This is a genomic window from Litorilituus sediminis (assembly GCF_004295665.1).
Taxonomy (GTDB): domain Bacteria; phylum Pseudomonadota; class Gammaproteobacteria; order Enterobacterales; family Alteromonadaceae; genus Colwellia; species Colwellia sediminis.
The window spans coordinates 2,250,125-2,272,106 of record NZ_CP034759.1; the positions used below are offsets into that span (position 1 = coordinate 2,250,125).

Here is a 21,982-nt window from a genome sequence, read left to right on the forward strand (position 1 = left end):
CTATTATTAACTCGTCTTGGCATTACTTAACTGTATTAACTGGCAAGTCCGCAGCTAGCCAGCCATTCATATCACCGGTTAAGTGACGAAGTTTATTAAAACCATTTTTAGCTAGAATAGCTTCTGCAAATGCAGCCCTTCTGCCTGAGCGACAATAAACAACAATGGTTTTATCCTTAAACGGCGCTAACTCATTAAGCTTAGCTTCAATCTCGTTATGGCTAATATTAATTGCGCCGGCAATATGACCTTGGGCGTACTCTTGTGCTGAGCGAACATCAAGTAAAACCATCTCGCTTGAGGCCGACTTTGCCGCTTGTAAATAATCTTGCTGTGAAATTTGCTCTGTTGCTTGCTCAGCATAGACATTGATAGCCAAAACCATAGCAAGGCAAACGCCAATATAACGAACAAATGACCTAATCATTTTCATAATAATGTCCTAATAGTAATACCCGTTGAACCAACCAATTAACTCAACGAATAGCAAATTAATAAATAGCATCAAAACATGATGCATTAGATAGGTATATTTTATAAATATTTACCTAGAAATGCGAACAATAACTTTTTGCTATTGCCCGATAACTACTGATGTCACGGCAGCAGTAATGACTAGCAAGAAACTAACAGCAATAATGCGCTTAATTGCAGTATCAGCGTGAATAATATCTTTTGGCTCTGGTTGTTTAGCCAAGTCATTAAAGCTTACTTTACGCAGCTTTTGCTTATCATACATGGCTACACCACCTAGTCTAACTTCAAGTGATAATGCCAATAACATTATTGCTATATCATTGTTTAACTGGAAGAATTTTCCGCGTGATAAACGCCAAAACAGTAGAAAATTTCGGCCAATATTGGCAATCAATAAAGTTAAACTAAATAAACGTACCGGCAACCATTGACACAAAGCAGCTAAATTACCAGCATATAAGCCAAAGTAGCGGTATCGTTCAACTTTACTATTCCAACAGTAGTGCATTTCCAGTAATAAGCGATATATCAACGCGGAAAGCGGGCCCACAAATAAGAAAATAAAAGCAACCACATAACCTTGCTGTAAAGTACGTAACAGCTGCATTTCTATTGCGGCTTTACTTAAGCCTAAGCTAGAAAGCTGCTCGGTTTCTCGAAGCAACCAAGGCTGTAAGCTTTGTTTGGCAAGGTAGTTTTGCTTGGCAACGAGCGCTTGCGCCACTGACTTGTTACTGGCTTTAATGCCAAAACTTGCCATGGCAAGATAAAGCAATAACCCCTGCCATAGTACCGCTACTTCTACAAAGGCTTCAAACAACCATAATATAATAGCTAATGGCAGCAAAGTGACCACAACAGCAACCAAGCCGGCAATAGTACGTTGCTTATCACTATTTTTTGTTAAGTTAACTTTATTGCTTAGCAGCTGACAATAAAAACGAAAAAAGCGTAATGGCTCATGCGCAACCACATGAGTCATTATCGCTTTTAGCAATACCACGATAACTAACGTGATGACACTAACAGCAAAGCTATTTAACTCTGTCATCACCATAAAAAAATTAGCCTTGAGCTTGTAACTGAACGCCTTTAAGCTCAGCTAGCATATTAAGTACAAGTTGTGATGAATTTACCGAAGCCGTTTCTAAATACTCTTCAAAACTCTGCGGTGACTCTTTACCTGCAATATCAGATAACGAGCGAATGATCACAAAAGGTACTTTAAATTGTAGACAAGCTTGTGCAATTGCAGCACCTTCCATTTCTACTGCCGCCATTTGTGGAAAGTTAGCTCGCGCTTTGGCAATATCATCTTCTTTGGTCATAAAGGTATCGCCTGTTGTTATTTGTCCTGAAATGGCACGAATTGCCTGCTCAGGGTTTAACTTAGCAATACCAGAGTTAGCCGCTGCAACTAACTGCGGATGTGGGATATAAGCCGCAGGGTTGGCAGGTAATTGACCCACTTCATAACCAAAAGCCGTAACATCAACATCGTGATAACGAACTTCAGAGCTAACAACAATGTCACCTACCTTCAAACTAGCATCAAAACCACCGGCTGAGCCAGTATTAACCACATAATCAACCTGAAAATGATCAATTAATAAAGCAGTCGCCAATGCTGCAGCAACCTTGCCAATACCAGATTGCACAATCACTACCTCTGAGCCATCTAAAGTACCGTGGTAAAAGGTATAACCTGCATGCTCAGTTGTTTTACCATTACTCAGTTTTGCTTTTAAAATTGCAACTTCTGGCTCCATCGCGCCAATAATGCCTGCTTTCATTCAATTTCCCATTCTGATTTAGATAATAAGTGCAATTATATCGCTATTTAAGGCAAGTGAGCACTATAAAATAATTAACAACCTTCTGTTACCGTGCCAATTTGTGGTGGCGCACCCGTTTCATCATTATAGTAATAGCTATAGCATCTATCAGAAAGGCGCATACCTTTTAACCATATCAGCACTAAGCCTCTATTACTGGTAGCAATAGGTAATCCCGGCGCATTACGTTGATTACCAACGCCACATAAATCATGTTGAGTACATTCTTGATTAGTACGTGTAAAACTAATTTCTTTGCCTATATTAAGGGCGTAACGCCAAGTATTATTCCAGTGTCCTGACGGGTAACCCGCGCGAATGTGAATATTATTGCCATCTATCTCTAAATTACCATCATCAATATCATTAATAATGGCTTTGCTATTGGTCATTGTCGTAACAGACTTAAATGCCCCTCGAACCTGGCTTAATACAGCCTCGCGACTTTCGCTCGATAGGCTAATAAATTTAGGCGCAGCAATCACAGCTAATACAGCTAAAAGCACCACCACAACAATAAGCTCTATTAGGGTAAACCCCATATTTTTCATAGGTATTTCAATTAATAAATAACTTAAAGCCTTACTCTACCTGAGTTTTTAAAGAAAAAACACAATAGGCTTATATTGATGGCTGACATTAAAAAAGCAGTACATGTAAATCACATGCACTGCTTAATAGATAGGAAGTTTAGTGCGGCAAGGCTGCTGGATTGCTTAGGCCTGAGTCTAAATGACCAAGTTGCGCTTTTGCCGCAGTTGCTGATAAAGCACCTACGTTTGTGCCGGTATTGTTTGTGCTCGTATTCTTATTTCTCGCTCTTACTAACGGCGCAGGAATAACACGGCCTTTAACTTTAGGCTGCGGCGCTCTATTTAAAGCATGACCAGCTAACAATCTACTGCTAATACAGGCTCTAATTTCATCTAAGGTGTAATTTGCTTTCACTTTAATACGTAAATGTGGAATAGATGCCGCTTCTAAAGCGCCACTAACAAACCAGTCTTTCTTAACCTTGTAGCCTTTCCCTTGGGTATCAACCAAATCAATTGCTCCTAAAAGCTTCATTGAACTGCGCTCACAAATAACAAAATCTAAATATTTGTTTTCGGCATTAGTTGCTGCGCTTTGGCTAGCTCGGCTAGAAACACCATTACGAATAGTGACAATATCTGATAGTTTTACGCGATTTAACACGCGATAATTTGAACCTATGGCCTGTTCAACCAAGTTTTGAAAGTTCTTTTCGGCAGGAGTAAAAATGGTTGCTTTGCTATCAAAAGGAAACGGGAAACTATTGTCATTTAAACGACTTGCCAGTACCGCAACAATAACAACCAAACTAATTAGAGCAAATAAAATAAATTCCATAAACATCTCCAGCATTCAAATTCTTGGCGCTTTTTTACTAAAGCACACTAACACCAGTAATAAGCAGAATTTGTGCCAGAGATATTTTAATCGATAATTTATTTTGGATATTTAGCCGCTAGCGCTTGATACACTTGTTGTTGAAAGTCATCTGCACCAGCATCTAATTCAGCAACAATTTTAGCTAGCACTTCATTATCTTCTTCACCGTGCCATACTTTAATGTAACTGCCGTCTTTATAGCCATGATCTTGACGGAAAAAGTTCAGCGTATTCTTGCCAACATATTGACGAAACAGCTCATTTAAATCCATGTTCATTAAGCTCATGCAATCAGCTAAGGCTTTGGCATCAAACGCTTTATGTGTTACCGCAGCAGAGGCTAAGTTTTCCAAGGCAATTTTAAAGTCGCTTTCGCCTGTACCTTGGTGTAACTCTTTAGCCAGCTCTTCTGAAATAAGCTCAACACTATCATCATGCAACAGTCGTAAACTCAAGCCAAAATGAAAAATATCGACTAACTCTAGTTGCACCTGAGCCACGTCAATTTCTTGATGTTTCCACCACTTCCAGCCATGATGATCTAACATTTCAGCACACTCTACCCAAATGGCACGATACCACTCATAACCATTGTCACGCCAGGTTTCACTAACACGACTATTCATAGCATCTTGTAGGGTCAACATTTGCATTATTTGCTTTTCAGCAATTAATAAGGCTTCAGATAGTTGTTCACTCATAGTGGAAAATCACTTTTTAATAATAGGTTAAAGACAGTGCTATTTTGCCGCAGCAGGCATCTGGCGACAAGTAGAAATTCAATAGCATTAACAGAGCTAACCACTGTGACTTAGGGTGTCAATAAAGGTTTTGACATTATCACCTACTTGATTACATAATGTTCCCACATAAATTACACCTGTAATCTTAAATATGAAACGCTATCTTTTTATACTTATTACTATTTTGACTCTGTGTAGTTGCGCTAATAAGCCAACAGTAAATGTATTTAGTAAACACCTCTCTCAAGCAAAGCAACAAGAACTGACGCAGACTTTGTCAGCAGCAGATTTTAACGTGCAAGAAAGCAAGGTAGATTTTCCCAACTCAATTCAAGTCAATACCTTAGTATATACGCCAAGTAACCAAGCTAATGACCATATTACCGCGCTTATAGCCCAGGTTAAAAGTCTCGGTTATGACATTCAATCTGTTAATTTATTAGCTTCTGATAACCATAGCTTCACTGCCAATAATATAGGTTTGTATTTATTACCTGATAACTATGTACCCGATCTGCCCAAGTTAGAAGTTCAAGCACAAACCATTCAGCTTGCCAATGAATATGGCAGTGCTCAATGCGCTAGTTTCTTAGATTTAAAAGAAGATAAGCATTTTGTTTTTGAAGTAAATATTTGGCAAGAACAGCAGCAAGATTACCAAAGTCACTATATTAAAGGCACTTGGCAAAGCGATCAGTTTGATAATCTGTTACTAAGTTCAAAAAATTGGCGAGTTAGCCTGCCCTTTAAACGCACTTTTTCTGTTGAAGATACCCTAGATGGAAAACGCCAAATGATAAAACTGACACCGCAGTACAATGCCCAACTACAAGGAAGCTATCTTAAAAAAGGCGTTGAACAAGTGAATATCAACTGTGTGCATTCCATCGCTATTGCCTTGTAGCATCACGGCCACTATTCCTGACTAAAGAGCTTTTTTCGCACCATGGCACGATAAGCTTTTGGCGTTAAATTTAATTGCTTTTTAAATAGCCGTGTTAAGTGCCCTTGATCTTGATAACCAACCTGATCGGCAATTTCTTGGATAGATAAATTACTGGAGGCGAGTAAATCTTTCGCCATATCAATACGTAATGTTTGCCAATATTGAGTTGCTCTAACGCCTGTTGCCGCTTTAAAACGCCGTGTAAACGAGCGCTGACTTAAACCAAATTGCTGAGCAACTTGCTCCAAACTAAGCTCGGTATCTAGGTTTGTTCTTAACCAAAATTGAATTTGCGAAATCAACTCATCTGCATGCCTATCCACAGCACCTTCAAGGTACCTTTGCTCCTCATAAGGTTTACGAATTTCATGCGAAAAGTTACGTTGTACATTTTGTGCCGCAGCGCGACCATAGGTTTGCTCAATAATGTGAACAATAATATCAGCAAGCGCATTTAAGCTGGCCGCACAGTAAATGCGATCTGACTGAGTAATAAAAAAATCAGGCTTGAGTTCTACTTGCGGGTAATCACGTTGAAATTGCTCAACATAATGCCAATGAGTTGTCGCAGGGTGATTATCTAATAAGCCCGACTCGGCAAGAAAACAAACACCAGTACCAACGCCAATCAAGGTAGAGCCTTGTTGCCAACACCTTTTCAGCCAAGCAATAAGTGCTTGCTGCTTGCGTAGCACAGGTCTTGGATTACGCCATAAGCTAGGCACAATAATAATATCAGGGAAATAGTCTTCTTTAAGATCTGACAAGATAACATCAGCAAGTAAATTGATGCCTGAGCGTGCTTTGATAATGGCTTCATCATTACTGACAAACTGGGTAACTAAGCCGCTGGTTGCTTTATCATAACGCCGGGCATAGGCTTCACCCGCCAATAACATCTCTACAGGGAGGGTTAAGCTTGTCGAGAGCACATGTTGATATATAGCTAAACTCACCCGCAATTGGCTTTCATTATGAATTCTATATGACACAAAACACTCCAAAAGGACACTTCTGGCCATTATGACACAATTTAAGGCCATTTTAACTTATATTTAATTTCTCTAGCTGCTTAAAATGACACTATATGATTTAGCTTCACTATTTTTTAAGGTTTTATTATGACAGCTTTACCTTTAGTCATTGGCATGGGCGGCATTAATGCTGCAGGACGAACTTCTTTTCATCAAGGCTTTCGTCGCATTGTTATTGATAAACTAAACGCACAAGCACGACAAGAAACCTTTGTCGGCTTAGCAAGTTTAATGAACTTAATTTCAAGTGAAAATGGTAAGTTGGTTGATCAGCAAGGTAATGTTATCGAAGCAGCTGAAGTTGAAGCTAAGTTTGGTCAGCAAATTTTAGACGGCACACTGATTAGAAAAATTGAGAAAAATCATTTTGATCCTGATGCAACACATTGGCATCAAAAAATGAAAATTAGCCCGCGTGATAAAAACATCAGTTTCGAATTACGCAAAAAAGAGCTACCTCATCCACTCCCTTCTGCTTGGGTGGTAACTGAATTAGACAACGGTCGCGTGAGTGTCGAAATTCCTGAGGAACTAACGGTTTCACATGATGCCTATCGCGATAACCCAATTAAAGCCGCAGGGCAAATGCCAACAGGCTTTAAACCAGAAAGCTTATACAACAGTCGCTACCAACCACGTGGCTTACAGGCAACAATTTTTGCCGCGACTGATGCAATTCGCTCAACGGGTATTGAATGGGATACTATTTTAGATAAAATCAGCCCAGATCAAGTTGGTACTTACTCTGCTTCTGTAGCTGGTCAAATGCAAGACGAAGGTTTAGGTGGCATGTTAAAAAGTCGCCTTGCTGGCTCTCGTGTTAGCACTAAGCAATTAGCCTTAGGCTTAAACACCATGTCAACCGACTTTATCAATGCTTATGTTACCGGTAATGTTGGCACAACCTTCTCATCATCTGGTGCTTGTGCAACCTTCCTTTATAACTTGCGCGCCGCAGTACAAGATATGCAGGCTGGCCGTATCCGCGTGGCTGTAGTCGGCAGCGCTGAAGCACCTATTACCCCAGAAATTGTTGAAGGTTTTGGTAATATGAGCGCCCTTGCTAACGAGGAAGGCTTAAAGAAATTAGATGGCAACGGCATAGCGGATCATCGCCGTACTAGCCGCCCATTTGGCAATAACTGTGGCTTTACCATAGGTGAAGGTGCGCAATTTGTTGTTTTAATGGATGATGCGCTAGCAGTTGAAATGGGTGCTAAAGTATTGGCTTCTGTTGCTGATGTCTTTGTCAATGCTGATGGCTATAAAAAATCTATCACAGCGCCGGGCCCTGGTAACTACATTACTATGGCAAAGTCTGTTGCTTTAGCTGAAAAAGTACTCGGTAAAGAAGCGCTACAAGAACGAAGCTTTATTCTGGCTCATGGCTCAAGTACGCCGCAAAACCGTGTCACTGAATCACTTATTTATCATAAGTTAGCTACCAGCTTTGATATCCATAACTGGCCAGTTGCAGCACCTAAAGCGTACGTTGGTCACACCATAGGTCCTGCAAGTGGCGATCAAATGGCGATGGCACTAGGTATCTTTAGCGATAACATTATGCCGGGCGTAACCACCATAGATAAAGTGGCAGATGATGTTCACAACGAACGCCTTAATATCGCAACTGAGCACTGGAACTGTCCTGATATGGATGTTGCTTTTATCAACTCAAAAGGCTTTGGTGGTAACAATGCCACAGCAACGGTATTTTCTGCCAAAGTAAGCCTTGCCATGATGGCAAAAAGACATGGCGAACAAGCGATGAAGCAATACTATGACAAATTGGCAACGGTTGAACTAGCACAGCAAGCCTATCGCGATAAAGCCAATGCCGGTCAATTTGATATTATCTACAAGTTTGGTGAAGGTTTACTTGATGAAGAAGCCATTGAAATCAATGCTGATGAACTAACATTTAATGAGTTTAAACATACCATTAAATTACCAAGTGAAAACCCTTTTGATGATATGGTGTAAAACTTTCCCTGTACTTAATCATTAGGTAATCGTTATGATAAAAGCAGCACCAGCTGCTTTTATTTTTTTGAGGCATCAATGAATTACCTTCGCACTTGCACACTTTGCATGGCATTATTCGCTTTATCGGCGCACGCTGATAGCCAAAGTGAGATCAATCACCTACTGGCATTTGTTGCGCAAACTTCATGTACATATGAGCGAAATGGCAGCTTCCACAATGGTAGGGAGGCGGTAGCTCATATCAAAAAGAAATACCGATACTTTGCTGACGATATCAAAAGCGCTGAAGATTTTATTCACTATTCAGCCAGCAAAAGTACCTTCTCTGGCAAGCACTACACCATACATTGCCCAGAGCAAAAACCAATAAAAAGCCAAACCTGGCTACTCAATGAATTAACTCGCTACCGACACAGCTTAAAGGCGAAGTAATACCAATTGCACTAAAGCGAAGGCAAAGTCAAAGTCAAAACAAACTGTACAAATAACCAGTGTTTAAGCTATGCTAATGATTATTGTCTTAACACATCATGTTTCACATCAGCTTTGAAATTATATATTGCAGAAAAACCTAGCTTGGCAAGAGCGATAGCAGCGGCCTTACCTAAACCACAAAAAAAACATAAAACTCACATAGAACTAGGTAATGGCGATGTGGTTAGCTGGTGTATCGGTCACATCTTAACGCAAGCAAACCCTGAAGATTACGACGCTGAACTAAAAAAATGGCGCCTAGATACGTTACCTATTATTCCCGATCAGTGGCAACTTAAACCGATTTATCAAACACGTGCGCAACTCACTGCACTTAGAAAGCTGGTAAAACAAGCAAGTGAAATCATTCATGCCGGCGATCCTGACCGAGAAGGACAATTACTTATTGATGAAGTAATTGATTATTTAAAGGTAAGCCAGCAAAAAAAACAATCTATGAAACGCTTACTAATCAGCGACTTAAACTTACCTGCAGTAAAGCGCGCCTTAGCCAATTTAAAAGACAACCGAGACTTTATGCCTTTATCTATTTCTGCACTGGCACGCTCGCGGGCAGATTGGCTCTATGGCATCAACCTAACCCGAGCTTATACTATCCACGGCCAACAATCAGGCTTTAATAGTGTCTTATCGGTTGGCCGCGTACAAACCCCAGTATTAGGTTTAGTGGTACGAAGAGAGCAAGAAATTGCCAACTTTGTTAGCAAGCCCTTTTACCAAGTCTTTGCCCACTTAATTACCAATAACAATGAAGCATTTACCGCCAAATGGCAGCCAAGTGAAAATTGCCAACAATATTGTGATGAAGAGGGACGCGTATTAGTTAAAGGCTTAGCTGAAAATGTTATCTCACGCATCACAAACCAACCGGCATTCGTTGAAAATGTCGTGACTGAAGATAAACATCAAACAGCACCCTTACCCTTTAATTTATCTAGCTTACAAATTAGTGCCGCGAAACAGTTTTCTATGAACGCCAAGCTAGTGCTCGATGTTTGCCAAGCTTTATATGAAAAGCACAAACTTATCACCTACCCAAGATCTGATTGTCGTTACTTACCTAAGGAACAGCACAAGCAAGCAGCTGGTATTCTAAACATGCTCAGTAGTAGCACACTAGCGGCAAAGCCACTGACCATAGCACAGCAAGCAAGCCAAGCCGACGCATCACTAATTAGCAAAGCATGGAATAACAGCAAAGTTGGTGCTCATCATGCCATTATTCCAACAGAAAAGTCGGCCAATAATATTAATTTAAATCCGTTTGAAAAAAACATTTACTCGCTTATTGTCCGTCAATATTTAATTCAGTTTTATCCTGCTTATCAATATCAACAAACCAAGGTAGCCATCAGAATTGCCGGCGGATTATTTAGCGCAAATAATAAAGTAGAATTAGCACTTGGCTGGCAAAAACTCTTTCCCGCCAGTAAAAAAGAGCAACACAGTCAGCAGCAAGTTAATCTACCTAAACTAAAAAAAGGCGATGAGCTGCATTGCCAATCTGGTGAACTTGTTAGTAAAGAAACTTCACCACCACAATCATTTACTGATGCTAGCTTACTCAGTGCCATGACAGGCATTTCACGCTATGTTAGTGATCCTGACATACGCAAAGTACTCAAAGATACCGATGGCCTAGGCACTGAGGCCACCCGAGCCAATATTATTGAATTGCTTTTTAAGCGTAATTTTCTTAAGCGCCAAGGGAAGAAAATTATTGCCACGGATATCGGTATAGCTCTGATAAAAGCCCTACCTATTGCTGCCACCTTGCCTGATATGACCGCTCAATGGGAAGCGAAATTAGGTGAGATTAGTGAAAAATCTGCCAGCTACGCCAGCTTTATGCAGCCACTCACCACTACGGTGAGCGAAATGATAACAGCTGCCAACCAACAAGACTTTTCTGCTTTACCCAAAGTGGCCTTTAAGCCTAAATCGAAGAGAATACGGAAGAGAAAAACGTTTTGATGTGATATGCACATCAAAACCTGTAATTACATCTATAATTCTGACTGTAGGTTTTGACTTAAATTTACAATCATAGTTAAAGGTAATTGAAACAGTTAGGGTTTTAGTCAGATTTAAAAATGACTCCGTTTTAGCGTCTGAAATACGGCCAATTTAAGTTAGGCCCTTAGTTAATCACACCTCAATTTACACAACGAGATATACAATGATCATACGGAGTATCCACTAAACTAATTAGTTACTTTCTAGCAGTAGTCATAAATAAACCTCTCACATTCAGGTTATCTATTAACCTGAATTGAGAGGTTTGTTATTTTCTACTTTGAGCGGCTGTCGTCTTTAATCTAATTAATTTATCAACATAAAGGGTCAACTTTAAGCGACTGCTCTCGTCATTTCACATATTTAATGTGTACCTGACCCAATTTATTTTTAGTTAATTCTTTAAAAGTCTATTTTGAATAATTATCCTTGTAGTACATAATCCAACCAGTTATGGCTGAAAACGCAATAGTAACTATTAACAGTAAAACCTTTTTTCCAATTCCTTTCGATTTATATACTTTATAAAAAGCATATGACCACAAAGTAAAAAATATAAATGAAGTAAATAAACCACTAACTGTTACAAAGTGTCCATTTAGAGGTTTTTCAAGTGTATTGTCAATAATCATAAACAGTATCACATTTAATACTGCTCCCCAAAAACCTATTTTCCATATTATTTGCACTTAGAATACCTACTTAAACTGACTAAAATCAAACTGAAATACGTGAGTACCGATTTTACCTGCTTTTGCTTCGAACTTTAATACACCGTCTGAAGCGAACCCAATATTCTTGTGAGTATAAGAGCCATTCCGACGCCAAGCTTGAAAAGTTGGCTTAGATGTTCTTATTGGTATATTTGTCGACGTAAAAGAGGTGCTAGTACTATTTCCAAATTTAATAATATCATAGCTAAAAGTGTTTGAGTTATTAGTGACAGATCCAACAGCTGATATTTCCCATTTCGTATTATTAGCTTCTGTCAAGATTTTATATATCGTTGCTTCACCACCAATTTCAAATTTCAGGTTATTTTCTTTCGTCCCCGCTTGGAAGCCAACACCAGTTCCTTTTTGTACAAAATCATAATCATATGCATTCCATACCTTAGCCGAAAACTCAGCAGTTGACATAGATAAAAGCTATGAATGGTTAGAACTTCCCAATGAGGGGCATGGTTATTATGACGAAAATAACCGTTATATGGTCTATAAGAAAGTCCTCGACTTTTTAGACAAGAATATCGGCAAAGCCAGCTTATAGATAGCAAGTTCACTAAGCCTGATTTTTATAAAATCAGGCTTTCGCGAAGATACCACCTCAAGAATTAGCACCTATAACAGTATTAACCCCTATAACAGTATTAAACCCAAGACTTCATAATGAAGTTTTCCCCTTTAGGAAAAACGAATACTTTATACAATATTGTCTTGTGATTAAAAGACCGTTATCATAAACATCTTCATAAAAGGAAGCTCTTTAAAATACGATTAAATAAAGGAATATACTAATGCATGGAAAACTTGTAATCAGACATCTGCTCAGCCTTTTACTTACTCTACTCTGTTTCTCAAATAGTGCTAATGGAACCCTTATATATGCTCCCGGTAATGCTGACACAGTAGAAGGTGAATATCGAAATGGACACCCTCTTGGCGGAAATACAATTAGCCGCTACCAACAGATATATAATGCTGAGTTATTTAAAGGGGTGCAAGGAACACTTGATAGAGTTAATTTCAGACTAGACGGTGACTTCGAAGAAAGTTTTGATGAAGCAAAATTTGACCTCACTATAACTCTATCTAACACAGACACTTATGCTGCTTCTACAACAGCTATGTTTATGCCGCATTTTGGTTTGGAATCTACAGTTGTATATGATGGTGAATATATTCTGACAGACACAGAAATTAGATCAGCACCCAATCCATTCAATATTAGCTTTGATGTAAATGATCTATTTTACTACGACGGTCAAAGCAACATTTTATTAGATATTACAATTAGATCACGAGAAGGTGGACAATTTTATTTAGATGCGGCTACTTCCCCGAATTTTTCAAGAATATTTTCAAATCATCCTAATGCTGGGAGTGGTGTGAATGATCGCTATTTTGGACTTGTAACCCAATTTGATTTTAATGCTTCTCAAATACCAGAACCTCCAATTTGGAGCCTACTTTTACTATCTACATTTTGTCTAAGAAAATACAATTTAAAATTAGCTAATCAATAATATATTTTTAACCCCCCTCTGACAGGGCTCATCAAATACAGAGCCCTAAACCTCAAATCATTTTTCCAGTAGAGCTCCCCTCTTCCCATATGTAAATGAAGATAATATTATGTACATATAACTAGTATTATTTATGGAACTATGTGCATGATTATCCTGCAAAACGCGATGGAAAAAACCAACTTATATAAAGTTGATGAGTTTGGTGTAAAAAACTACAACTACGGCGTATTAGCGCTACTTTCTATTATACTTTTTGCTGTCATCAATATTGGCCTTGGCTATGTCACTTATATCGCTGAAGCGGGTGTTGAAAACTCACCAGTACAAAACTATGCCGATGCTTTTTGGCTGATGTTAATGTCATCTACCACCATAGGTTTTGGTGATGTATACCCAGTAACCTTACTCGGTAGAATTACTGTCTTTAGTATGTTTATTTTAGGTGTTGGTATTTTAGGTGGTGTTGGTGCTGTTTTTGCCAATAAAGTCTTTGGTTTTGCTGATACCAATATCAAAAACCGTGAGCTAAGAAAGCAAAATGAGGAAATTTTAGCGCAAAACGAAGAAATTAAAGCGCAACTTAAACAACTCGCTAGCCAAATAAACGCCTTAAAAAAATAATCTAAGCTGAGGTTAATATCAATGATGGAACTAGATAGTAGGCAAACCTTAATTCTTGCGGTACTGGTTTTATTTTTAGGTCGTTACTTAAACAAGCGTATTAACTTCCTGCAAAAATATAACATTCCTGAGCCTGTAACAGGTGGCATCATTGCTTCTGTTATCTTTAGCGCCATCTATTTTACTTTTGAGCAAAGCGTCGAGTTTTCCCTGAAACAGCGTGATGTTTTACTGATCGTTTTCTTTACCTGCGTGGGTTTATCAGCCCGCTTCTCCACCCTACTACAAGGCGGCAAAGCACTTGTTATTCTGTTAGTTATCGCCGTGTCTTACTTGTTTATACAAAACTTAACTGGCGTTGGTGTGATCTATTTTACCGACTTACCCAGACAAGTTGGTGTGTTAGGCAGTTCGGTATCTCTTAGTGGTGGCCATGGCACAGCGATCGCTTGGGCTCCTCATTTTGCTCAAGGTTACGCCATTGAAAATGCCATGGAAATTGGTATAGCTTGCGCCACATTTGGCTTAGTATTAGGCGGCATATGCGGCGGCCCTATCGCCAGTTTTCTAATCAAGCGCTACCAATTAAGTTCTAATTCTGATGAGCACTTAGCTGTAGGTAACAAAGACGAACAAGAGAAAATCACCGTAAATACCATCTATAAAGTGATACTCATTCTCTGTATTGCCATTGGTATAGGTATCCATTTGCACCAGTTTATAACCAGTCTAGGTATTAAACTGCCAACTTTTGTACCTTGCTTGTTTGCCGGTATTATATTAACCAATACCATACCTTTACTTTGGAAAGATCTACCCTGGCCTTCTGGTACACCTACGCTGGCATTAATATCCGATTTCAGCTTAGGGCTATTTTTAGCCATGTCATTGATGAGCCTACAATTATGGACTCTTGTAGACTTAGCCTTACCAATTTTATTATTACTCACTATGCAGGTGATAGTGATCACCTTATTTACCGTGTTTATTGTTTTTCGTGCCTTAGGGAAAAACTATGATGCCGCCGTTATATCTTCAGGTTATGCAGGTTTAGCACTGGGCGCTACCCCAACAGCAATCGCGAATATGACTGCCGTTAGCAAAAAGTATGGTGCATCACCGCAAGCCTTTATTGTTGTCCCCTTAATTGGCGCTTTCTTTATTGATATTGCCAATGCCGTGATAATTCAAATGAGTCTTGCCTGGCTTAGTTAAGTGAACATTAGCATATAGCACTTCGTTGTGGCTTTTACCTGATAAGCTATACTTATCGATGCGCATGTCATTTATCCAAAGTTATTGCATTTCACATACTATGAAACGATTATTTGCTCTTATCTTGTTTTACTTCAGCTCAACTAGCACTGCCATAGCAGCTGAAGAGGAAATAAAAGTCGCTGTGTTTCTTGAGCCGCCCTTTGTTGATTATATTGATAACCAGTGGCAAGGGGAAAATATTGATATGATCAAGCTGTTAAGCCAAAGAGTGCAACTCACCCCTAAGTTTATTCGCTGCCCCTTTGCTCGCTGTTTAACTATGGTCAAAAAAGGTCAAGCCGATTTAATTATGGGCGTCATGAAGTCTAAAGAAAGAGCAGAGTATTTAACTTTTATCGAACCACCTTACCTATTACAACATAAACCACTGAGATTTTTTACCTTAGCCAATAACAACATAACGATAAATAATATCGATGATTTAACGCCTTTAATTGTCGGTACCATTCGTGGAGCCTCTTATCACCATGAATTTGACAATAATCATTCAATGAAAAAGGTAGCAATAACGTCAAGAGAGCAATTAGTAAAAATGTTGCTAAAAGGCCACATTGACACTTTTATTGAACGAGAAGAAAGCATAAAGCCCTTATTATCAACACAGGATTACCAACAAAAACTCGCTTTAGCCAATTATCTTTATGATGACCCTGTCGGTAGCTATATTGCTATATCAAAAAAAACATCCATTCAACGCTATGCTAAACCACTGGCCCAACAGCTTCATAAAATGATTAGTTCGGGAGAATTTCAGCAAATCCGAGCTCATTACCAGCTTAGATAAGCTCAGATTTAGCTAATAAATACAGCTAAATTCAGTGACATCTGCAACTTATAGCCAATTGATAATTTCTAACTAACCTGAACCCGGTTTAAGAGATAAGTTAACAGTCTGAAATATCGATAGTTAATCTGCACATGTACTCTCTAGCTTGATAATTTTACTTAATTCCAAAAAAATTTCGCGTCAATAGCTAGCCTATTGCAAATAAATTTAATGCCAATGTCAGTAAAAGTACTAGCTAGAGAATCGACCATTAATCACAGGGAGAGTCATTCACTTTCGCATTATGTTTTCTTGACCAATACCAGCAATACAGCCAGCTTGCAGGAAAGAACAGTAAGTTCAATAAAAAAGAATAGAAACCCGCAAGCAAAAGGTTATTTGTGTTTCCTCTGGCAAACTTTAATGTTAAAAACATCGTAACTATTATGTTGATAAAAATAAATTGCCCAACAGAGGTGATATTAATGTCCATATATATCCTTACATACGATAGTTACTTAAGGGACTGTCGATAAAGTAACTAATAAATATTAAATTTTTACTGACATAGCCTTGATATATAAGCAGATACTCAATAAATTAAATAAGCCTTTATGATTTATCTATTAGACTTATTTATTCATTGATAGTAACGGCAATAGCAAACGTTATACAGTACTCTAGTCAACTATAATAACAGAGCAAGATAAGTTTGCACTTTCACAAATCCAAGCTCCACGACCATCAGCTAAGTACAGTACAGTGGCAGAATAGGTCAAGCTCTAGCGAAAGTTGATATTTTTAAGCAAGTGATAACACTTATTCACTAATAAACTTCCAAGTATCAGCGCCATCAAAATTTTTAATATGCATAGCATCAACAACATTGCGATCTACCATACGGTAATTAACCGCCATGCGATCAGAACTAGCATCTGTTGGCATATAGTGAGTAGTACAACCGCACAAAGTACAATGATGAAAGGCTAAGTCCTTATCACCCCAGCTATAGCTTTTACTTGCTTGCTCTTTTTCGGTAACTGAAACCACTTTAGGCGACATATGCCCCCATAAGGCACCAATTTTATTACAAATTGAGCAATTGCAACTCACTAAAGCCTGTGGCTGCTCTGCTATTTCAATTTCAATTTCAATATTACCGCAATGACAACTTGCCTTTACCATAAAAATCTCCTTTTTAATTAACACTATCTCACTGATTTTATAGCTTTAATAGCTAAGCTATTTCACCATATACATGCCTTCGCTTGCTGGGCTACTAAACTTAAAACCAAACTTTAAATATAGCGCAGGCACATCTGCCATTAAAGTTATATAAGCACTGGGCATGGCTGCTTTATCTAAATATGCCATAACATGCTGCATCACAGTATTGCCTAAACCCTGCCCTTGAAAATCAGGATCAACCGCCACGTCAACAATATCAAAGTTAAGCGCGCCATCACCAACAACACGCGCCATAGCAATAGTTTTGCCATCAATCAAAATATGTACGCCATACAGGCTATTAGGCAATGCTTTTTCAGCAGCTATGAGTGTTCTAGGTGTTAGCCCAGTTATTTTTCTTAAGCGAACAAAGTCTTCTGGGCTTGCTACCTTTTCAATGACTTGGTACACAAACTGCTCCTTTTTATGCTTATATTAATGCTAGAAAATAAAAAGGCACATAACATGTGCCTTTGTTAAATAAGTTAACCTTTACGGTTATTTTTTAGTGTATTTTTCTAACCACTTAAATACTTCGTCATACCAAACCACTAAATTATCAGGTTTGCGAATATGGTGGTCTTCATCAGGGAACATCACTAAACGACTATCAATACCTTTACGTTGTAAGGTAGTAAACGCACCTAAACTTTGCGCATAAGGTACACGGTAATCTAGCTCACCTTGAATCACTAGCATAGGTGTTTTCCAGTTATTAACATAAGCTGACGGGTTAAACTTGTTGTAATCGTCACTTACTTGACCGTTATCATTACCCCATAACGGGCCACCTAAATCATACTCAGGGAACCAAAGCTCTTCTGTTGATTGATAAAAGCTTGGCATATCAAATAAACCAGCGTGGTTAATTAAACAATTAAAACCGTCTGACCAATTACCGGCAATCCAGTTCATCATGTAGCCACCGTACGATGCACCTAATGCACAGGCATTATCGCGATCTAACCAAGGCTGATCTTTAACAATAAAGTCTAAACCTTTTTGTAAATCTTCTAATGGCTTACCGCCCCAATCTCGGCTAATTGAATGGGTAAATGCTTGCCCGTAACCTGTAGAGCCATGGAAATCGACCATCACTACACCATAGCCTTGCGCAGCCCATAATTGAGCATTCCAGCGATAATGGAACATGTTACCAAAGCTGCCTTGTGGACCGCCGTGTACTAAGAAGGCAATGGGGTATTTTTGTCCTTCTTGATAATTAGCTGGCTTTAACCAGTAACCATGTACTTTTTCGTTATTCCAGCCTTTAAAATTAAACTGCTCATAGTCAGCAAATTTAACCTTAGCCAGTTTCTCTTTGTTGATATCTGTTAACTGCTTAAAGCCATAACCATCTTTACCTATGGTAAAAATATCTTTTGGTGAACCTAAGGTATGACGGGTGAAATAAAGTTTATCACCAAAGCTAGAAACATCGCCGTTAGTACCAACACCATAAACTTTTTGTACTTCATTAAATTCAGGTGTAATAGCAAAAATGCTCTTTTGACCTACATCTTGCGCAGTAACAAAAATAGTTTTGTTATCTTGTGAAAAGCTAATGCTACTTACTGAGCGATCCCAAGTTGGCGCAACACTGCGGATTTTACCCGAACGGTTATCACGTAAGTGTAAGGTAAACTTATCAGACTCATAGCCAGGTGTTTTCATCGCTTTATATGCTAAATAACGACCGTTAGAAGAGTAAACCGGCTTAGTATCCCAAGCTTCATTCTCTTTGGTGATATTAACTAAGTTATAACTACCTTGAGTAACCCCTTTCGTTAAATCAACTTCAAATAAATCAAAGTTAGTGCTCCAGGCATGGTTATTAGCCGCGGCTGGCGTTGAAGAATCTTTTGCAGCAAATACTAACGACGTACCTTGTGGATGAATGGCAACATCACCAATACCAGCAATATCACTAACCCAGTTTTGCATTAGGTTATCAGCTCTAACAATTTTGCCTTGCGAGTTTTTACTGGCAACAAACAAATGCTCTTTGTACTCAGTGTTCCATACATCCCAATGACGCACCATTAACTGGTCATAAGCACGGACATTGTACTTTTTCTCTTCATCAGCTTTTCTTGCATCTATGGTACAAGCAAAATCAGCACAACCTGGCTTAACTGTCATAGATAATGCAAAGGTTTGACCATTTTTAGATAAGGTAAAGCCATTAACATCTAATGGTAAATCAGATACTTGAACCGCTTCACCGCCCGTTAACGGTAATTGCCAAATTTGTGAACTACCACTACGGCTTGATAAAAAGTAGATAGATTGACCATCATCCGCCCAAACGACATTATGCTCTGAGTTTGCATGGTTAGTTAACTGAGTTACCTTGCCTGACTTAATATCTTGACGATATAAGTGGTTATCTTTAGAAGCAGTGCCTTTTTTAAGGCCATAAATTAACGCATCACCTTTGGGTGAAATGCTAACGTCATGCAATTGATTTAGTTGATTTAATTTCTCAACTGTTAAAACCTCAGCGTTTACTGAGCCTAAACTTGCCGCCAAGGTAACGCCGGCAACTATATGTGAAGCTTTCATAAAACTCTCAATCAAGATTAGTAAATTAAGGTAGAAGGCTTTTTCTACTAGAATGAAAAAGCTCGAAATTTTCGTGTCGTCAGAATATACAATCTAACTCAGATAGGCAATAAAGCGGGGAATGGATAAAGCAACAATTTGTAAAGTTAATGCGCCACAATAGCCTTAATGTGGCGCTAGCAGCAACTAACTCGTTTTACTTTGCTCAGCCTTACGTTGCTCTTTTTGTTGCTTTCTTTGTTTGCTGATAGTTGAGATTTCACCACCAATATGGGCTTCACCACGCTCAGCCGCTAAAGCGATTTGACGCTGGCGCTCTTGGTAACGGCTACGCTGTGCATCGGTAACTTTATCATGGCAACGATGACAGCTTACGCCTTCAATATAGTGCTCGCTCTGCTTTTGCTCTTGCGTTAATGGAAAGCGACACGCGTAACATTGGTCATATTGACCTTGCTCTAAGTCATGATTTACCGCAACGCGACCATCAAAAACAAAACACTCTCCTTGCCACATAGTGTCATCACTTGGCACTTCCTCAAGGTATTTTAAAATACCACCTTCAAGGTGATAAACCTCATCAAAGCCTTGCTCTTTTAGATAAGCGGTAGACTTTTCACAGCGAATACCACCAGTACAGAACATAGCAACTTTCTTGTGCTTGTCTTTATCAAGGTTTTTAGCAACATAAGCAGGAAACTCTCTAAAGGTTTCCGTGTCTGGGTTGATCGCATTTTTAAAGGTACCAATCTCAATTTCATAATCATTACGCGTATCAATCAATAACACTTGTGGATCAGAAATAAGCGCATTCCAATCCTTAGGTTTTACATAGGTACCAACGGTTTTATTAGGGTCTATTCCTTCAACCCCCATAGTAACGATTTCTTTTTTAAGTTTTACTTTGGTGCGATGAAATGGATTCTCATTTGTATATGATTCTTTGTAAGAAATATTATCTAAATTAGGCTGTTCACTTAAAAATAAAAGTACTGATTTAATACCCTGTGCAGAGCCGGCAATAGTACCGTTTATACCTTCAGCTGCCAGTAAAAGTGTACCTTTTACTTGATTAGCTAACATATGATCAGTTAAAGGTTGGCGTAAGGCTTCAAATTGCTCTAAGCGAACAAACTTATATAAAGCGCAAACAGTAATAGGTGTAGAGGTCATGGTGTCTCCATTGAGCCAACTGGAACGTAAATCCAGCGCTGTAGATTTAAAAATTGATCTAGATCAAAAAACTGCGCGCATTCTATCAGAATATTCACCAAGCTAAAACACCAAAAGCGAGCGTTTTTTATACAATATTATTTAACCGCTCAATAGACTTTTACCCCTAGGTGCTCTATCCTCTTACCCCAATACTTGAAAGGAGTACTCAAGCCAACCACAACAGAGGGATCTATTATGAATAAACTATCTATTGGGCTATTTGCTAGCCTACTTTTTATACAAATTACATTTAGCGCAAATGCTAAGTCTAGATTAGCGCCATTACCACAAATTTTTTACGTCAATATTCCGGTGCAAACTGCTGACTCAAGCTGGTCAGTCTCAGGCCAATACCGAATACCACGAACAGCACAAACGCAAGCATTACCTGCGGTTATTATTATGCATAGCTCTAGCGGTATCGATAGCACAGGCAAGTTCTACGCTAAAGCATTAAATAAAGCGGGTATTGCCACCTTAGAATTAGATTTATGGGGCGCGAGGAACCTACAAGGTGGCAGTGCAGATAGACCCGCATCACCACAAGAAACCTTACCCGATGTCTTTGCCGCCATGGCTTACCTTGCACAGCAACCTATGATAGATGCTCAACGTATTGGCATTATTGGCTTTTCTTGGGGCGGGGTATTATCCATGTTAACGGCTACTGAGCAATATATGAGTTTAACTGGCAGCCCACTGCGCTTTGCAGGACATGTTGCCCATTACCCTGTTTGCTGGCTTTATAATAATGTTCCGGGGTTTGAATTTAACAACCTAACAGGTGCTCCCGTACTCTTACAAGCTGGCGGCTTAGATGATTATGATTTGCCCGACACTTGCCCAAATATGGTCGAAAATTTAACGGAAGATGAGCAAGAACTGGTTGAAGTTAATGTATTTAATCGTGCTTATCACGCTTGGGATCGATTAGAGCCAACTTGGGTTGTTAACGACCCTTATGCACACCTTGGCCTAGGCGGTGAAGTAACATTAGCACCTAATTGGCGTGTTGCCCGTAAATCACGAAAAAATGTCGTTGAATTTTTCCAAGAACTTTTTGCCTTAGAAGAGTCTGACGATTAGCAATAAAGCATGCTGATTTTAGCTAGCAATG

At 39.0% G+C, this 21,982-nt stretch carries 21 protein-coding genes; 9 read left to right on the forward strand and 12 right to left on the reverse strand.

What is annotated here, in order from left to right:
* Positions 1-22 precede the first annotated feature (22 nt).
* The 6 genes from EMK97_RS10020 to EMK97_RS10045 form a co-directional block, all read right to left on the reverse strand.
* Positions 23-433, reverse strand: a complete 411-nt coding sequence (locus tag EMK97_RS10020) for a rhodanese-like domain-containing protein (protein ID WP_246028754.1) — start codon at positions 431-433, stop codon at positions 23-25.
* 141 nt (positions 434-574) lie between these two features.
* The gene (locus tag EMK97_RS10025) at positions 575-1,534 is read right to left on the reverse strand and encodes a cobalamin biosynthesis protein CobD/CbiB (RefSeq protein WP_130601766.1); all 960 of its coding nucleotides are present in this window, start codon (positions 1,532-1,534) and stop codon (positions 575-577) included.
* Between the two features lie 7 nt (positions 1,535-1,541).
* Positions 1,542-2,270, reverse strand: coding sequence for a 5'-methylthioadenosine/S-adenosylhomocysteine nucleosidase (gene mtnN, locus EMK97_RS10030; RefSeq protein ID WP_130601768.1), 729 nt, complete (start codon positions 2,268-2,270; stop codon positions 1,542-1,544).
* A gap of 74 nt (positions 2,271-2,344) precedes the next feature.
* The gene (locus EMK97_RS10035; protein ID WP_130601770.1) at positions 2,345-2,863 is read right to left on the reverse strand and encodes a prepilin-type N-terminal cleavage/methylation domain-containing protein; all 519 of its coding nucleotides are present in this window, start codon (positions 2,861-2,863) and stop codon (positions 2,345-2,347) included.
* 139 nt (positions 2,864-3,002) lie between these two features.
* On the reverse strand, positions 3,003-3,683 hold the full coding sequence (locus tag EMK97_RS10040; RefSeq protein WP_130601772.1) for a DUF2726 domain-containing protein: 681 nt from the start codon (positions 3,681-3,683) through the stop codon (positions 3,003-3,005).
* A gap of 98 nt (positions 3,684-3,781) precedes the next feature.
* Positions 3,782-4,426, reverse strand: a complete 645-nt coding sequence (locus tag EMK97_RS10045) for a dUTP diphosphatase (protein WP_130601774.1) — start codon at positions 4,424-4,426, stop codon at positions 3,782-3,784.
* 316 nt (positions 4,427-4,742) lie between these two features.
* Here EMK97_RS10045 and EMK97_RS10050 point away from each other — a divergent pair, with 316 nt between their 5' ends.
* Positions 4,743-5,372 carry a hypothetical protein gene (locus tag EMK97_RS10050; protein WP_130601776.1) on the forward strand — a complete coding sequence of 210 codons (630 nt, stop codon included), beginning with the start codon at positions 4,743-4,745 and terminating at the stop codon, positions 5,370-5,372.
* A gap of 11 nt (positions 5,373-5,383) precedes the next feature.
* On the opposite strand, the gene EMK97_RS10055 is transcribed toward EMK97_RS10050, so the two are convergent.
* Positions 5,384-6,406, reverse strand: a complete 1,023-nt coding sequence (locus tag EMK97_RS10055) for a GlxA family transcriptional regulator (RefSeq protein ID WP_246028755.1) — start codon at positions 6,404-6,406, stop codon at positions 5,384-5,386.
* Positions 6,407-6,535: 129 nt separating this feature from the next.
* Between EMK97_RS10055 and EMK97_RS10060 the strand changes: the two genes are divergently transcribed.
* From EMK97_RS10060 to EMK97_RS10070, 3 genes are all read left to right on the forward strand, one after another.
* A complete protein-coding gene (locus EMK97_RS10060) occupies positions 6,536-8,431 on the forward strand; it encodes a beta-ketoacyl synthase (RefSeq protein ID WP_130601780.1) in 1,896 nt (631 codons plus the stop codon).
* Positions 8,432-8,509: 78 nt separating this feature from the next.
* A complete protein-coding gene (locus EMK97_RS10065; protein ID WP_170176742.1) occupies positions 8,510-8,866 on the forward strand; it encodes a DUF5329 family protein in 357 nt (118 codons plus the stop codon).
* Positions 8,867-8,980: 114 nt separating this feature from the next.
* Positions 8,981-10,903: a DNA topoisomerase III gene (locus tag EMK97_RS10070; RefSeq protein ID WP_130601782.1), complete on the forward strand. Its 1,923-nt coding sequence runs from the start codon at positions 8,981-8,983 to the stop codon at positions 10,901-10,903.
* 740 nt (positions 10,904-11,643) lie between these two features.
* Here EMK97_RS10070 and EMK97_RS10075 read toward each other — a convergent pair.
* Positions 11,644-12,084: a hypothetical protein gene (locus EMK97_RS10075; RefSeq protein ID WP_130601784.1), complete on the reverse strand. Its 441-nt coding sequence runs from the start codon at positions 12,082-12,084 to the stop codon at positions 11,644-11,646.
* 377 nt (positions 12,085-12,461) lie between these two features.
* On the opposite strand from EMK97_RS10075, the gene EMK97_RS10080 reads away from it, so the two are divergent.
* The 4 genes from EMK97_RS10080 to EMK97_RS10095 all read left to right on the forward strand — a co-directional run bounded on the left by EMK97_RS10080 (position 12,462) and on the right by EMK97_RS10095 (position 15,876).
* On the forward strand, positions 12,462-13,190 hold the full coding sequence (locus tag EMK97_RS10080; protein ID WP_130601786.1) for a hypothetical protein: 729 nt from the start codon (positions 12,462-12,464) through the stop codon (positions 13,188-13,190).
* A gap of 147 nt (positions 13,191-13,337) precedes the next feature.
* Positions 13,338-13,814 (forward strand): potassium channel family protein, encoded by a 477-nt coding sequence (locus EMK97_RS10085; RefSeq protein ID WP_170176743.1) that lies wholly within the window; start codon positions 13,338-13,340, stop codon positions 13,812-13,814.
* Positions 13,815-13,835: 21 nt separating this feature from the next.
* Positions 13,836-15,029, forward strand: a complete 1,194-nt coding sequence (gltS, locus tag EMK97_RS10090; protein ID WP_342774584.1) for a sodium/glutamate symporter — start codon at positions 13,836-13,838, stop codon at positions 15,027-15,029.
* Between the two features lie 100 nt (positions 15,030-15,129).
* Positions 15,130-15,876: a substrate-binding periplasmic protein gene (locus EMK97_RS10095; RefSeq protein WP_170176744.1), complete on the forward strand. Its 747-nt coding sequence runs from the start codon at positions 15,130-15,132 to the stop codon at positions 15,874-15,876.
* Between the two features lie 801 nt (positions 15,877-16,677).
* On the opposite strand, the gene EMK97_RS10105 is transcribed toward EMK97_RS10095, so the two are convergent.
* The 4 genes from EMK97_RS10105 to trhO form a co-directional block, all read right to left on the reverse strand.
* Complete coding sequence (locus EMK97_RS10105) at positions 16,678-17,043, reverse strand: GFA family protein (RefSeq protein WP_130601792.1); 366 nt, start codon at positions 17,041-17,043, stop codon at positions 16,678-16,680.
* A gap of 57 nt (positions 17,044-17,100) precedes the next feature.
* Positions 17,101-17,496, reverse strand: coding sequence for a GNAT family N-acetyltransferase (locus EMK97_RS10110; RefSeq protein WP_130601794.1), 396 nt, complete (start codon positions 17,494-17,496; stop codon positions 17,101-17,103).
* An 87-nt stretch (positions 17,497-17,583) separates the two neighbouring features.
* Positions 17,584-19,650 carry a S9 family peptidase gene (locus EMK97_RS10115; protein ID WP_130601796.1) on the reverse strand — a complete coding sequence of 689 codons (2,067 nt, stop codon included), beginning with the start codon at positions 19,648-19,650 and terminating at the stop codon, positions 17,584-17,586.
* 186 nt (positions 19,651-19,836) lie between these two features.
* On the reverse strand, positions 19,837-20,823 hold the full coding sequence (gene trhO / locus EMK97_RS10120; protein ID WP_130601798.1) for an oxygen-dependent tRNA uridine(34) hydroxylase TrhO: 987 nt from the start codon (positions 20,821-20,823) through the stop codon (positions 19,837-19,839).
* Between the two features lie 237 nt (positions 20,824-21,060).
* Between trhO and EMK97_RS10125 the strand changes: the two genes are divergently transcribed.
* Positions 21,061-21,951 (forward strand): dienelactone hydrolase family protein, encoded by an 891-nt coding sequence (locus tag EMK97_RS10125; RefSeq protein WP_130601800.1) that lies wholly within the window; start codon positions 21,061-21,063, stop codon positions 21,949-21,951.
* The last annotated feature ends 31 nt before the right edge of the window (positions 21,952-21,982 follow it).